General features: G+C 44.2%; 17 protein-coding genes. 5 read left to right on the top strand and 12 right to left on the bottom strand.

The genetic code is table 11. The features are described from left to right. The first annotated feature begins 472 nt into the window (after positions 1-472). Positions 473-988 (top strand): hypothetical protein, encoded by a 516-nt coding sequence (locus IH879_10515; GenBank protein MCH7675370.1) that lies wholly within the window; start codon positions 473-475, stop codon positions 986-988. 97 nt (positions 989-1,085) lie between these two features. Here the strand turns inward: IH879_10515 and IH879_10510 are convergent, their stop codons facing one another. The 7 genes from IH879_10510 to IH879_10480 form a co-directional block, all read right to left on the bottom strand. Beyond that, on the bottom strand, positions 1,086-1,898 hold the full coding sequence (locus tag IH879_10510; GenBank protein MCH7675369.1) for an arsenite methyltransferase: 813 nt from the start codon (positions 1,896-1,898) through the stop codon (positions 1,086-1,088). Positions 1,899-1,932: 34 nt separating this feature from the next. Beyond that, the gene (locus tag IH879_10505; GenBank protein MCH7675368.1) at positions 1,933-2,079 is read right to left on the bottom strand and encodes a hypothetical protein; all 147 of its coding nucleotides are present in this window, start codon (positions 2,077-2,079) and stop codon (positions 1,933-1,935) included. A 473-nt stretch (positions 2,080-2,552) separates the two neighbouring features. Further along, positions 2,553-3,005, bottom strand: a complete 453-nt coding sequence (locus IH879_10500) for a GNAT family N-acetyltransferase (protein MCH7675367.1) — start codon at positions 3,003-3,005, stop codon at positions 2,553-2,555. 47 nt (positions 3,006-3,052) lie between these two features. Further along, complete coding sequence (locus IH879_10495; protein ID MCH7675366.1) at positions 3,053-3,529, bottom strand: MarR family transcriptional regulator; 477 nt, start codon at positions 3,527-3,529, stop codon at positions 3,053-3,055. Between the two features lie 358 nt (positions 3,530-3,887). Then, positions 3,888-4,868, bottom strand: a complete 981-nt coding sequence (locus IH879_10490) for an aminopeptidase (GenBank protein ID MCH7675365.1) — start codon at positions 4,866-4,868, stop codon at positions 3,888-3,890. Continuing rightward, the gene (locus IH879_10485) at positions 4,865-5,278 is read right to left on the bottom strand and encodes a GNAT family N-acetyltransferase (GenBank protein ID MCH7675364.1); all 414 of its coding nucleotides are present in this window, start codon (positions 5,276-5,278) and stop codon (positions 4,865-4,867) included. The genes IH879_10490 and IH879_10485 overlap by 4 nt, the downstream gene beginning before the upstream one ends. A 151-nt stretch (positions 5,279-5,429) precedes the next feature. Beyond that, complete coding sequence (locus tag IH879_10480; protein MCH7675363.1) at positions 5,430-7,325, bottom strand: tetratricopeptide repeat protein; 1,896 nt, start codon at positions 7,323-7,325, stop codon at positions 5,430-5,432. 274 nt (positions 7,326-7,599) lie between these two features. Here IH879_10480 and IH879_10475 point away from each other — a divergent pair, with 274 nt between their 5' ends. Next, the gene (locus tag IH879_10475; protein MCH7675362.1) at positions 7,600-8,829 is read left to right on the top strand and encodes an exo-alpha-sialidase; all 1,230 of its coding nucleotides are present in this window, start codon (positions 7,600-7,602) and stop codon (positions 8,827-8,829) included. Between the two features lie 191 nt (positions 8,830-9,020). Here IH879_10475 and IH879_10470 read toward each other — a convergent pair whose 3' ends face one another. Continuing rightward, positions 9,021-9,281, bottom strand: coding sequence for a hypothetical protein (locus IH879_10470; protein ID MCH7675361.1), 261 nt, complete (start codon positions 9,279-9,281; stop codon positions 9,021-9,023). A 47-nt stretch (positions 9,282-9,328) separates the two neighbouring features. Here IH879_10470 and IH879_10465 point away from each other — a divergent pair, with 47 nt between their 5' ends. Beyond that, positions 9,329-9,826, top strand: a complete 498-nt coding sequence (locus IH879_10465; protein ID MCH7675360.1) for a hypothetical protein — start codon at positions 9,329-9,331, stop codon at positions 9,824-9,826. 317 nt (positions 9,827-10,143) lie between these two features. Here the strand turns inward: IH879_10465 and IH879_10460 are convergent, their stop codons facing one another. Genes IH879_10460 through IH879_10445 form a run of 4 tightly spaced genes read right to left on the bottom strand, consistent with a single transcriptional unit; the run spans position 10,144 to position 12,059 of the window. After that, positions 10,144-10,617: a nuclear transport factor 2 family protein gene (locus IH879_10460; protein MCH7675359.1), complete on the bottom strand. Its 474-nt coding sequence runs from the start codon at positions 10,615-10,617 to the stop codon at positions 10,144-10,146. Between the two features lie 47 nt (positions 10,618-10,664). After that, positions 10,665-11,225, bottom strand: a complete 561-nt coding sequence (locus IH879_10455; protein ID MCH7675358.1) for a hypothetical protein — start codon at positions 11,223-11,225, stop codon at positions 10,665-10,667. Between the two features lie 42 nt (positions 11,226-11,267). After that, entirely contained in the window at positions 11,268-11,930 is a 663-nt protein-coding gene (locus IH879_10450; protein ID MCH7675357.1) for a class I SAM-dependent methyltransferase, read from the bottom strand. Between the two features lie 33 nt (positions 11,931-11,963). Beyond that, positions 11,964-12,059, bottom strand: coding sequence for a hypothetical protein (locus tag IH879_10445; protein MCH7675356.1), 96 nt, complete (start codon positions 12,057-12,059; stop codon positions 11,964-11,966). A 393-nt stretch (positions 12,060-12,452) separates the two neighbouring features. Here IH879_10445 and IH879_10440 point away from each other — a divergent pair, with 393 nt between their 5' ends. Together IH879_10440 and IH879_10435 are read left to right on the top strand one after the other, a co-directional pair. Further along, on the top strand, positions 12,453-12,986 hold the full coding sequence (locus IH879_10440) for a T9SS type A sorting domain-containing protein (GenBank protein MCH7675355.1): 534 nt from the start codon (positions 12,453-12,455) through the stop codon (positions 12,984-12,986). Between the two features lie 38 nt (positions 12,987-13,024). Continuing rightward, the coding region (locus IH879_10435; GenBank protein MCH7675354.1) for a hypothetical protein at positions 13,025-13,496 on the top strand (472 nt) is incomplete at its 3' end.

Below are 13,496 nucleotides of genomic sequence, written 5' to 3'. Positions count from 1 at the left end.
AAGCTTGAACACCAAGCTTGAAGTCAAAATTTGTGCGGAGGGCGACCCCGTCCCGGCTTTCCTTAAAGAATATAATCATGAAGTCGGGAAGGCGCACGAAGCCCGAGCAGGCTCCCTTGTCCCGACATTCCTTTTAAAAATATAATAATGAATTCGGGGCGAGGAGCCGGAGCGGCCCCTAAAAACAGTGTTAGGGTGTTCAGGTGCTAAAAGGTGTTAAAGAAACTAACTAACATACTAAAACTTTAAAACCCTAACACTTTTGTTCCAAAATTGTCTCACTTGAAATCTGTTGAATCAACTGAAGACAGGACTTTCGACAAACTTTCATCAAGCCTAAACATCATGGAAATCGTTATAAACGCCATAATTGTTTAATACTTAAGCACATCTAAAAAAGACCTTTTCATAATGGCATACTGTTTGTAAAGCAATGCAATCATAAATAAGCCGCATTCGTGAAACCAAAAAAATGGGTCTGAAATCAATGAAAGAATTATTCTACTTTTCGCAATCGGATTTGATGATTCAAGTTCAGTATAGCGAGGCTTCAAATGCGCTCAGCTATTCTTCGCATCGGGAAATTACTGAAGCGGAGAGAAAATTTGTTGAGCACTACATTCGTACCAAAGTAACTTCTGAGGCGGAAATCGACAGCGTCAGTTACATGGGAATAAACGATGAGTTGGCGAAAGAACTAAATGAGTATCACTCAAAAAACAACCTTAAATCTCTGCATGAAAAACACGAAAAAGTCGATGGCGCAGTTAAGGGTTTGATTAAAGAGTCTATGGCAAACTATTACTTCGACCAAATCGGCAACAAGCTTATAGAAGTCAAAGGAATGATTCAGGAGGGCAGCGCGGTTTCTGAATTAAATCGCGAGAAAAAGAATTTAGCAGAATTAGTTTATGCTTACAATATCTATGCTGAGCAAAAAGTCAATTTTGAAAAAGTTTTACCCAAAGAACTTTCCGAAGTTTACTAAGAAACTGCATTTAACCTCAAAAAGCCTTCAGTGAATTTGACCTGAAGGCTTTTTTGTCTAGAAATAAATCGCTCTCAATTATCCAATTTTTTTAAAATTAAGGTTTTATAGCCTGAACATTCACACTTGCTACACTATTAAGCAAGTCTTTTGGATCATCAACTTCTTTTAATAACTCGCTAAAAATTGGATCCTGACTATCGGTTTCGACACAAGAACTCACGGCTTTGGGCGTTACTTCAATCTGTTGCAATCCGCTCCGTTTTAAAGTATCCAAGTACTCATCCAATAGCAGGGCTCCGGAAACACAACCGACGTACGCTTCAACACTTTTTAATACTTGCTCAGGTAAAGACTTTTTTAAAGCGATGTCCGAGATCATGATCCGGCCGCCTGGTTTTAGAACCCGGTAGATTTCGTTGTAAACTGCCTGTTTATCCGGTGAGAGATTGATAACACAGTTGCTAATAACGACATCGATTGAATTATTTTCCACCGGCAGGTCTTCGATTTCACCCTGCCGGAATTCGACATTGGCGTAGCCGCCTTTTTCCGCATGGGTGCGAGCTTTCTTTATCATTTCCGGCGTCATGTCAACCCCGATGATTTTACCCGTTTCACCGACTTGTTTAGCTGCCAGAAAACAGTCAAATCCGGCACCGGAACCCAAATCAAGTACGGTCTCACCAGGATTCAGGCTGGCAATGGCTGTTGGATTGCCGCAGCCCAGGCCAAGGTTGGAACCGTCCGGCACGGATTTTAGTTCATCCTCCGAATAGCCGATTGACTTTGAAATCACCTCCTGACCTACACCTGATCCGCCACAGCATCCTCTACCCTCTTCGACGGCGATTTGGCCGTAGGCTTTTTTTACAGTCTCTTTAATTGAATTATCTGGTACAATGCTCATTTTAATACTCCTTCTATTTGATTTAATAAATGTTTTATTTTCGCTTTTTATGATGAACGCGTGCTTCTCGAAACTGGGCCCGAACTCTACCTCCGGAAACAGCCATAACGATAGCTTGAACCGCCCCGATTTCTTCATCGGATATCCCCTGTTCTTTGGCTACACCAAAGTAATGTTCCATTCAGGGGTAACACCCAACCGCCATCGCCGATGCAAGATGCAGCATTAATGTTGTTTTGGCTTCTAAAGTAGTATTATGGCACGCTGAATCATAAAAATCATTCCATGCTTTTTTCTGTTTCTCCGGTAACATTTAGCTCGCCTAACCCGGACAAGCCCCGTGGGATACATATCCAACGGGGCAAGCCGGAAATTCCAAAATCAAAAAAACAAATCCCAAGCTTGTCCCCGAATGTTCCCCGATTAAAGAATTCGGGGACAAGTTTGGTCGGGGATAAAACTCAAACTGCAAATCACAATAAACAATACAACAGCACGATCAAGGGACTTTTGTCTTTGTTTGATGCCGAACCGTCGGCATTTGTTATTTGGCTTTTGCGGTTTGTGATTTCAAGTCTTGCCAAAAAGCTTGTGCTCGAATGCTTTTATCGAGTAAGACAAGACTTCACGATTCAGGTACTAATAATTGCTCTATTACAATCTTAACCGCATACATGAAGCGCTCTCCGGGCAGGCAGATCGAAACTCTATAGATTCTTTAACTTCAGTGTCAACCGAGTTTCGGGATATCTTTTCAAACCCTTGTTTAGCAAAAAACTTTTCTGCCGTTTCGGTCAAAAGATAGATTACCCTGATACCGTGCTCTCTTGCCTTTTCAATAATGGCAAAATAAAGTTTTTGCCCAAATCCTTGTCCTTGATGCGCCCCGGCAACTGCTAAGGAACGCAGCAGCGCTTTGTCGTTATAAATCTCAAGCCCGACCGTTCCACGAAGCACATCCTCCTTTTTAAGTAGAATAAAATTATCGAAATGATCTTCGACTCCCTGCAAAGGTAAATTTACCGATTCGAGAAGGGCTTTAATTGCAGGTAAATCCTCTTTCCGAGCCGCAAGTATTTTGATATCTTCTGTGCTTTTTACTTTCATGAACTTCCAAATATATTTGTATGAGGCAACTAATTATATAAAATTTTTTAAGCTTTCTCCGCGGGAATTTCACAGCAAGATTGCCAACTGCTGACTGCTTGATTTAATCTCGTTAAAACATCAATCAGAACTGCTTTATGCTCCGAGGGAATATTTTTCAAGATGACTTTTTCAGATTCGAATATGTTTTCCCAGGCTTTTTTATAAATCGCTCTGCCCTGTTTTGTTAAGTTAATGAAGCGAACCCGGCGATCGCTTAAACCTTCTTCCCGCCTAACATACTTCTTTTTCACCAACTGCTCGACGACCCGAGTCATAGTACTAATTTTGAGGTACATTTTTTTTGCCAATTCATTCATCGTAAGCGGGCCATGGGTGTGAAGTGCCTCCAAAACATAGCACTGGCTCACCGAGATACCGAAGCAGCAAATTTGATTGCGATCGCGAAACTGGTATTTCTTGATCAGCTCAACGATTTGCTGGTGAAATTGTAGAATTTGATTATCGGTTGTTTTTTCATTCATGACAAGTTATTTGTAAGTACTAATAGTTGTATTATACAACTAATTTAGTAAAAAGTTTCATGAAGTCAAGGAAAATTTTAAAGATTCTATGTTAATTCGAGTTGGTAAACATCTTAGAAAAAAATAAAGCCACGGATTAACACAGATTGAACTTCACGGATTAAATGAGCTTAGAAAAGGTGTCATTGTGGATAAAAAGTAATCGCGAAACTTAAAGTTGCTAAGGATAATTCGGCAAAGAAAAAGTAGAATTCAAACGCTTCGAATATAAAACAAAATCCGCGTTTCATCAGTGTGAATCCGTGGCCAAAGCATCCGTAGAAGTACTACTTTATCCACTCTGATCGATAGAGCCATTTTAAATGATCAACTCACCTTCTTCCATTATTTTCTGATTATCAAAATAAATGGTAGGCGACTTGATCACCCCATCCACATGCACACCGACATCGACTGTCCCGCCAAAGAACAGATTTCTGCCCAAGGCAATATGGCAAGTTCCCAGAACTTTTTCATCCTCCAAAGTAATTCCGATAATTTTTGCCTTGTCATTGCAGCCGATACCGAATTCGGCGATGTTAAATGCGTTCGGATCGTCAACTGCTGTCAGCATGTTCGAGAGAATCGTTGCCTCGGGTCCACCCTCGATATTGACGGCGAATCCATTTTCTACTGTGACTTTAATTGGCTCGAAAATTTCACCAACTCCCGCGTGAGAAGCATCAACGAAGTAAAGTCCATTCACTGAACCTTCAACCGGGGCAATGAAAGCTTCTCCACAGGGTAAATTCCCCCAGGCACCTTTGCGGGTATACACGCCGCCATTGCGTCCCCTGCCCTTTCTCCCGGAAACACTGAACTCGAGATTTGTACCCAATTTTGTTGTGACTTTGACTTTAGTCGCTGCATCGAAAAGATCGTCTAATTTGTTCACCCGGCGCTTGATGGATTCATAATCAATTGGAAACGTTCGCAGAATAATGTTTTCGGTAATTTGCGGCATCGAGCCAATTCGTGCCCCCGTTTGCGTGGCTTCCCTGCGGGCCCGGGTCCAGGACAGGGATTTGGCCAGCGGCATTAAAATAACATCTGCCGACAACATTTTTTCAGCAGCAAAATCAGGCGGTTCTTCTCCAATAAATTTAGGAATTGGAATTTCAAGAAAATCAATCTGCGATGTGATTTCTAGCGCGGCTTCCTTAAATGCCTGGCCGATTTGGCGTTTTTCTGCATCAGTTACGATAAGGACCGTTTCGTTGTTTTCTAACCCGAGGTTGACTTGCAGCGCATGTTTGCACGCTGATATGAGAGGGCTACTTAAGCGGTGGGCCCTCCTCATCTAACTTGCTCACCGGGAGCCAGCATCCAGGCTTCGGGGTGTCTTGAAAAGCCGATGTGGGGATAGTACGCCGCGGCTTTCGGGGCGGAAAGCAAAATCAACCGGCATTTAGTTCCCAATTCTGCCTGAGTTCTGCGGATAAGTTCCTTCCCTATTCCCATTTTTTGATACGATTCATGCACGGCCAGATCCGCTAAGTAAGCGATGTAACAGAAATCGGTCAGGTTTCGGGAGATACCGACCAGCAAATCATTGTCCCAGGCGGTCACAATCAGGTTTGCCTCTTTCATCATCCGGAACATGCATTCTCTGTCGTCGACCGGCCTTCTGTCACCAAGCGTTGAGTCGTGGTAAAGTTGAATGACCTGATCCAACTCAAAATCGAAGTTTACTTTGTAAGTGATTTTCATTTGAAGAACCCCAAAGATTTAAAAAGCTCACGTAGAGTCACTAAGCTTGTCCAGCAAAGTCGAAGGAACGAAAAGATAAAGCAAAAAAATTGCAGAGGCTTGCTGTCCTTAGTTAGGTTTAGAACAGGCTTGGCAGCTTTGGCTGAAATAATTAGTTTGAATTTAATGGCAGCTTAATCACAAATTCAGTACCCTTACCAACCTCACTTGTGACTTCAATCGTGCCTTTGTGCTTCTGAACAATATTATAAGCAGTATAGAGTCCCATCCCTACCCCCACACGCGAGCGTTTGGTTGTAAAACCGAGCTCAAAAAGCGAATCACGGATTTCGGGCGGCATCCCCCGGCCGGTATCCGCAATCTTGATGATGGCATTTTTGCCATTAAGTTGGGTTTTAATACTAATAGCGCCTTTTTTGCCGATGGCCTGAATTGCATTTCTTAGCAAAGTCATAAACACTTGATTGAGTTGATTCGGAAAGTGATTCATTGCCGGAATTTTCCCAAAGTCCTTTTCTATTTTAATATTTTTCCCGATTTCGTGCTGAATCAAAGTCAGGGTACTCTCGATGCCTTCGTGCAGATCAGCCTTTTTGTATTCTGCTTCGTCGAGGCGGGCAAAGTTTTTCAAACTGTTGACGATGCTGGCGATTCGCTCCACAGCCGAAAGCGTTACTTCGCTATTTGTCTCAAGAATATCCAGCGCTTTTTGATAGGAGTTGCTATTAAGTACGTCCTGAATCGATTCGCTCTGTTCGAGCACTTGCTTAATTTTTTTAAGACCGCGAATGGAAACATCCGCCGAACTTTTAACCGCGCCGATTGGATTGTTGATCTCATGTGCAATGCCGGCGGTGATCTGACCCAAAGCAGCCATTTTTTCGGTCTGCACAAGCTGCACCTGGGTTTCGCGTAAATTATCCAATGCCTGCTTTAACTCTATATTCTTGAGACGATGAATCTCAGCTTCCTTTTGCGACTTTTCCACTTCAAAATGAATTTCCATATTTTTGAGCTTGGTTTTCGTTTCATCGCCAAGAACTATGTCTTTTATTTTTTCAAATGACTTAAGATGCTTCAGGGCCCTCGCTAGATCGCCTTGCTGCTCGTAGGCCTCGGACAAAGCCTGGTGCACTTGATAAAGCTTGGGTTTGGCATCGCTTTGCTTCGCATAGACCAATGCTTTTTGCAGAAAGCCCAATGCTTTTTCAGAATCCTTAATTTGAATGTAGAGTTTTCCTAAATTGAGCAGACTGGTAATTTCAGCGTGCTTGAGACCAAGTTTTTGTCGTATCCGGAGGCTCGCCTGGTGATATTTAAGCGCTTCGTCAAAATTGCCTTGTAATTGGTGAATGGAACCTAAGTCGTTGTAGACCCTTGATTCTCCCAAGTCATTTTTTACTTCCAGGAAAATCTTCAGAGCTGCCTGATTACGTTCTACTGCTTTCTCGAATTTTTTTTCGCTTTCGTAAACCGTGCCGAGCCCGGAAAGCGCCCTGGCCTCTCCTAATTTGTTTTCATTAGAACGAAATAATTTTAAACTTTTATTGTGGTATCGCAAAGCCTTGTTTATATCACCGAGATTTTGATAAACTCCCCCTAAAGTCGTAAGTGTCCAGGGAAGTCTCTGCATATTTTCAATTTCTTTAAAAAGTTTTTCACTTTTGTGCAGATGGTCAAGTGCCAGTTCGAAATTGCCCAGGCTCCAATAAATCAAACCAAGATTTCCCAAAACGTTTGCTTGTTCATTTTTATTTTCAAGTTCTTCAAATTTCTTCAGGGCTTCAACCGACTTTTTAAGCGCTTCGGAAAAATCCGATTTTGTGTAATAATAGAAACCCAGATTGCGGTTTACAAACGCAAGACCGGATTCATAGGAAAGTTTCTCAGCAAGTTTTTGGGCCTGTTTGTTAAGATCAAATGCCCGCTGAAGATCATCATAACCTATGTTCCAGGCAAGCTCAACCAGAAGATCAACTTTTTCAGTTGTATTCGCATTCTTAAGTTTTTCCAGTCTGGATTCAAGCTGCTTAACGGTTTCGCTCATTATCAATATTTCTTACTTAAAGTCTACGAGTGAAATTACAATTACTGATGAAGAATTTAGAGATTTATATTTGCATTTGAAAGTAAATTTGTTAATATGGTTTAAAATATTTACCACCCGAAGAAACGTCATGCCCGCGAAGCAGGCTGTTGCAAAAGAACCCAGAACTATAAAACCGGAATCTGCAACGGCCTGATGCACGGCAGTGACTAAAATTAAAAAAATTATGACTATCCCTGTTCATTAATTTATAACAATTTTGAAGGAAACTGGTATGAAACTTACATTTTTCTCTACTCTATTTTTCCTCTTCCTAATCCTTTTATTCAGTAATTGTCAACAAGAGCAAGAGAGACTTTCTATAAAGGAAATCTCTAATCCAGCGGGCGAGAGCAGCGCCGAACCCAATTTATCCGTCGGCGACGACGGTCAAGTTTACTTGAGCTGGATCGAGAAAACAGATAACGAGAACCCCGCACTAAAATTTTCTGTTCGCCAAGAAAAAAACTGGTCGAAGCCTCAAATAGTTGCTCAAGGTGAAAACTGGTTTGTTAACTGGGCCGACTTTCCTTCGATGGTGGCATTTAAAGACGGCTCGCTTGCTGCGCACTGGCTGCCGATGAGCGGTCAAGGAAGCTACGCCTATGATGTGAATCTCGCATTCTCACCAGACGGCAAGAGTTGGGGAAAAGCAATCGTCCCGCACCGGGACGGCACCCAAACCGAGCACGGTTTTGTCTCTTTGCTGCCATGGAATGATGGACAACTTTTTACTGTTTGGCTGGACGGGCGAAATTTTGCCAAAGGCGGCAATAGCCATGGCGGACACGGCGCGCCAACCGATGAAATGACCCTGCGTTTTGCCATGCTTAGCAAAGAAGGTCAATTATCAAATGAAACTGTTTTAGATCAGCGCATTTGTGACTGCTGCCCCACTTCTGCAGTCCGCACTCCAAACGGCGCTTTGGTAGTCTACCGAGATCGCTCTGAAAAGGAAATCAGGGACATCTCAATTGTTCGTTTTCAGAATGGCGCCTGGTCGGAGCCGCAAACCTTGTATGAAGATAACTGGGAGATCGCGGGATGCCCGGTGAATGGTCCTGCCATAGCAGCACAAGGAGAAAAAGTCGCGGTTGCCTGGTTTACCTGGGCAAATGAAATTGCGCGCGTAAAGGTGATTTTCTCAAATGATGAAGGCCGTACATTCGGCGATCCCATCGTTGTGGATGACGGCGATCCTGTTGGCCGGGTTGACACGGTGATCCTCCCGAGTGGTAGCGTGCTTGTGAGTTGGATGGAAAATACCGGCAATAATGCCGAGCTGCGAGTTCGGCGCGTTCACTGGGATTGCACTAAAGATGAGTCGATGACGGTCACCGAATCGAGTAAGGAACGCGCGAGCGGCATGCCGAAGATGGTCATCAGGAACAGCGAAATTTTCTTTGCCTGGACTCAGACGGGTAAGCCGTCACACGTGAAAACTGCGATTGCAAAAATCAATTAGCTTACAAATTTAAGGATCGTTGACTCTAATCCGTGCCGTAAATTCGCCCTTGTTATCTTCATAGCAACCAACGTGAATTTGACGTGATTCCCCTTCAATATAATGGTGATCCTGGGGATGCAAATAAATTCGATCATTTAGCCCCAAGAATAATTGTCCATCGTACTGAGTAGAAATTTTAGTCATGCTTCCTATCTTGAAGGTTTGCCTTCTTCACCAATTTTGGCGATCAAAGCTATTTTGGGCACACCTGGCAGCATCCATAGCGAATCGGCGATTTCGTCCGTTTGCCCATCCGGTCCGAGCGGGCCCCAGATATGACCGGGTGGGTTATACCGACCATAAACCTCACCTATTGCTTCTATCATAATGATCTGGCCCGCTTTAACCTCGATCTTCGTGCCGGTCCAAATGTCTACTGAAGAAACCGTAACTGTTGTCTCTTTTGACAACTAAAGCCGAGGGTAATTAGCAGTACAATATTTAATCGAAACTTCATATCTTCAGTCTGAAATATAGTTCTCACTTTTTATTTGTTTGCATACAAGGGAAAGGTTTTGCGGTTGTTGCTGAGGAAGTTCGCAATCTGGCGCAGCGGAGTGCGAAAGCTGCCCAGGAGACCACAGAGTTAATTGAAGATTCCGTGACGAAAGTCGAAAACGGGACGAGGCTCGCGAATGTAACCGCGAAAGCTTTAGATGAGATTGTTTCGGGAGTTACTAAGGTCACGGATCTGATTGGTGAAATCGCAAGTGCGTCTACTGAGCAAGCGAAGGGAATTGAGCAAGTGAATTCCGGCTTGGGTCAAATTGGTCAGGTTACCCAGGCAAATACAGCGAATGCAGAAGAGAGTGCATCGGCTTCTGAAGAATTATCAAGTCAGGCAATTCAGCTGAAACAAATCTTGAGCAATTTTAAGCTGAACGATACCAGTGTTTATGATGAGAGTGATATTTTGAGCAGCTCAGTCAAGGTCATTGATGAAATCGGTGTTTAAAGTAAGGACTCTGCGCGTTCGAGTTTTGCAATCCAAAAACGCTTATCGAAAATGAAATTAAACTCCCAGTCTATTTTGCGGCCGTAACCGCAAATGCTATTAAAGGAGACCGGGAAAAATGCCTGGAAGCCGGAATGGATGACTACCTTTCAAAGCCGGTAAACCCCAAAAAACTCAATGAAGCAATCGGCAAGTGGGCTGAAGTAAAAATTACGGTGGTTCAAGACGCAAAACCAGCGGAGCTGAGTCAGTAGTTTCGCTTTAAACCATCGCCAAAAAACAAGTGATGTCGGCCAATGTCCAAATTCAGAATTTTGTTAATGCTCGCGTTTTGGAATCCTCGACGTGTGCATGTGCTGAATTTTCCACTGACCCGCTTTTTTGATCAGCACAGCGGTTGCCAGACCTTCCCCTGAAACTTCCTCCCGTTCTTTCATTTTAATGGCAATATTATATTTCAAGGTCGCGTAAGCCATGTCGCCCAAGACCTGTGCTTTAATATTTTGATAATTGTATTGAAATTCAAGAAAGGCTTCTAATTCCGGGGCGAGGTGATTATCCCGATAATCGGGCCAACCCCAATTGATATGCCCGCCTTCAAAGACCGTGAAGTCTTCGCTGGTGACCACGTACTTCTCGATTTCATCGATATCCTTGCTCTGGACGGCAGCGGCGTAACTCTTTAAAGTTTGTACCACATCCTCTGATTCGGTTTTCTGATCACCCTGGGCGAAAATTAGGCCGACACCCAGAATCAAAAACAGAACTGTAGCACTGAATCGATTAAACATGTTCGTATCCTCCTTGCTGATATAGATTGAGTGATTAAAGAGTGAAATTAATGAAATGTGATCTTCGCTGTAAACTCGCCTTTGTTGTCCTCATAACAACCGGTGTGCATTTGTTGCGTGACGCCTTCTTGGTAGTGGTGATCCTGCGGATGCAAGTAGACCCTGTCATTAACACCCAGGAACAAGCGTCCCTGGCGCTCGGCGGAGATTCTCATTTCACTTCCCACCTCGAACGGCTCGCCATCCTCTCCTATCTTGGCGATCAGAATGATCTTGGGCACGCCCGGCAGCATCCACAGCGAATCCGCGAGCTCGTCGGTTTGTCCTTCCGGGCCGATGGGCCCCCAGACGCGTTCGGGCGGAGCATAGCGGCCGTAGACCTCGCCAGTTGCCTTTATGGTAACCGTCTGGCCGGCTTGTACGTCGATTTGCGAATCGGTCCAGAAGTGAACCGAAGATACGGTTACCTTTGCTTCATTCCGGCAACTCAAACTGCTCAGGGAAATAAAAATTGTAACCAGCAATCGATAGCGCATCGATGGAACCCTCCTTTTTAAAAGCAGACGAGACTTCGTTAAAGTCTGATTTTGTTTGGTGTGCCTTGTCACTTCGTTTGAAATGACGTTGCGCTTTTTTGCAAGAAATCGAGCTTATTTAAGCGAACCGCGGTAAAGGCAGACCGTGCCAAAGAGTGTGGCAAACCGTTTCGTTTCCTTGACCTCTTTAAAGCCTATTTGCTCCATATACCCAAGCAATTTCCCCTGAACGCTCTCACCTGTGGTTTCGAAACCGTCCAGCAATTGCACGACCCAAAAGGCGCCGCGCATAAGAAAATTTTGTGGCTTACCCCAATCGGCTATGTGTAGCTCCCCATCTGGTTTCAGCGCCTGTTTGATTTCTGCAAATGTTTGGAGTTTTTTTTCTGTGGTTAAATGATGGAAAAGTAAACTCGAGACTACAACATCAAGGGAGTGGTTCGGAAAGTCCAAGTCGAACGACATACCTTTCTTTAATTCTATATCCAAACCGGCATCGGCGATTTTCCTTTGAGCGATCGACAACGCCTTTTCGTCGCCATCCAATCCGATGACTTCGGCTGCCGGATGAATCTCCTTGAGCATGATGCTTAACGTGGCGGTGCCACATCCGAGATCGAGCACCCGATGCCCGGCTTTGATATTGGCCTGCTGTATGAGCTGGCGTTTAAAGGTCTGCTCGCGCATTGTCCATTGCATAATTGGATCATAAAACTTGGTGAGCCAATCGAAGTGCAGAGCCGAAATGTAGTTGTTTTCTTCTTTAACTAAACTCATGACATTTTCATTAGAACTGATGACGAACTAAGTTTAGGCACGCCATTTAATGCTGATGTCGAATACCCTTCCAACTAAGATGTAATTCACCGGGAACGCCACAGCAAATCCTGCAATTAGAGCCGCCAACATCCCCAGCCAGAATACAGAACTCTACCTGCCTAACGGCTTTGCGTTTAACCTGCAGCACGGCGAAAGAGCACCGTCGCTGATTACACTGAAATTAACATTAGTGAGAACTCAAAGTCAACTAAGAAATCCAGAGCCTACTGTCTGGTTCAAACGTTTATACGGCGGATGGCTATAGCTGCATTTAAATTAAGACCGTCTTCTAATTGATACACTACCTCCGATTTAGCCACGCACAAGCACGGCATGATAAAAAAAACATAGATTTGGTGTAATATATAGTGAGAAGGACATGAGCGGCTCTGGTACTTATCACAGATCCATCTGTGTCCCACAAAAGCAAATGTCTTTAATTGTCAATTAACTAAAAATCATTAAACGGAGGATAGTACTATGAAATATCTCGTTAAACTTAACTTTGCCGTCTTTTTCATATTTGGGTTTAGCATGCAAACTGCAATTGCGCAAACTCAAATTACCCACCAAATCATTTCAAATGGCGGCGCCACAATGTCAAATGGCAGTTATCGCTTGACAGGGACGGTGGGACAACCTGCTGTTGGTACAGGAAGCAGCGCGGATCATACACTCAGCGCCGGATTTTGGGCGCAAGCCGGTGTGGTCGTCACCAGTGTTGAGGAAATCGAGCAAAACACGCTGCCCGAAACGTTTCGGCTGGAGCAAAATTATCCGAATCCATTTAACCCGACCACGACCATTCAGTTTGCCTTGCCCGGGCGGTCGCATGTTTCACTTAAGCTTTTCGACTTGTTGGGGCGGGAAGTCGCCACCTTAGTAGATGAGGAAATGGCTGCGGGCGAATACAAGCTGCAATTTGAGGCGGCGCACCTGCCCAGCGGCGTCTATTTCTATATGATGAAGGCAAATCATTTTATGGCCTCAAAGAAACTGACTCTGCTGAAATAGTGATCGATTTATCAGCACGATAAAAATGGAGAAGAACGATGAAATCGAAATTATTTCAGATTTTATGTTTCACAATATTTGCCACGTTTGCATTTGCTCAAGCGCCGCAGACATTGACCTACCAGGGCAAGCTCACCGACGCCTCCGGCAACGCCATCGACGGCTTTGTGGAACTTAATTTCAAACTTTATGATGCATTAAGCGGCGGCAATCTGCTGTGGCAGGAAAGCCAGCAAGTTGAAGCGATCGATGGTTTGGTCAACGTGATTTTGGGAACGGTGACGCCGCTCGATCTTTCTTTCGGCCAGCCGCTTTGGCTAAGTATTTCCGTGGACGGCGGCAGTGAGCTGGAGCCGCGCACAGAGCTGACCTCGGCTGCTGCCAGTTTTTATGCACATGCGATTGCCGACGGATCGGTGACGGACTCAAAAATCGGCGATGCTACGGTTGTTCGCAGTCTCAACGGGGTTCGGGACCACGTTATGCTCATGGCGGGAAACAACGTGACTA

The sequence above is a fragment of the candidate division KSB1 bacterium genome (assembly GCA_022562085.1).
Taxonomy (GTDB): domain Bacteria; phylum Zhuqueibacterota; class Zhuqueibacteria; order Oceanimicrobiales; family Oceanimicrobiaceae; genus Oceanimicrobium.
This window is presented reverse-complemented; position numbering and strand designations above follow the sequence as displayed.

What these genes read in the sequence shown, in the direction of transcription:
- IH879_10515 (MCH7675370.1), top strand. Translation starts at nt 473, where the DNA reads ATGGGTCTGAAATCAATGAAAGAATTATTCTACTTTTCGCAATCGGAT.
- IH879_10510 (MCH7675369.1), bottom strand. Translation starts at nt 1,898, where the DNA reads ATGAGCATTGTACCAGATAATTCAATTAAAGAGACTGTAAAAAAAGCC.
- IH879_10505 (MCH7675368.1), bottom strand. Translation starts at nt 2,079, where the DNA reads ATGGAACATTACTTTGGTGTAGCCAAAGAACAGGGGATATCCGATGAA.
- IH879_10500 (MCH7675367.1), bottom strand. Translation starts at nt 3,005, where the DNA reads ATGAAAGTAAAAAGCACAGAAGATATCAAAATACTTGCGGCTCGGAAA.
- IH879_10495 (MCH7675366.1), bottom strand. Translation starts at nt 3,529, where the DNA reads ATGAATGAAAAAACAACCGATAATCAAATTCTACAATTTCACCAGCAA.
- IH879_10490 (MCH7675365.1), bottom strand. Translation starts at nt 4,868, where the DNA reads ATGAGGAGGGCCCACCGCTTAAGTAGCCCTCTCATATCAGCGTGCAAA.
- IH879_10485 (MCH7675364.1), bottom strand. Translation starts at nt 5,278, where the DNA reads ATGAAAATCACTTACAAAGTAAACTTCGATTTTGAGTTGGATCAGGTC.
- IH879_10480 (MCH7675363.1), bottom strand. Translation starts at nt 7,325, where the DNA reads ATGAGCGAAACCGTTAAGCAGCTTGAATCCAGACTGGAAAAACTTAAG.
- IH879_10475 (MCH7675362.1), top strand. Translation starts at nt 7,600, where the DNA reads ATGAAACTTACATTTTTCTCTACTCTATTTTTCCTCTTCCTAATCCTT.
- IH879_10460 (MCH7675359.1), bottom strand. Translation starts at nt 10,617, where the DNA reads ATGTTTAATCGATTCAGTGCTACAGTTCTGTTTTTGATTCTGGGTGTC.
- IH879_10450 (MCH7675357.1), bottom strand. Translation starts at nt 11,930, where the DNA reads ATGAGTTTAGTTAAAGAAGAAAACAACTACATTTCGGCTCTGCACTTC.
- IH879_10440 (MCH7675355.1), top strand. Translation starts at nt 12,453, where the DNA reads ATGAAATATCTCGTTAAACTTAACTTTGCCGTCTTTTTCATATTTGGG.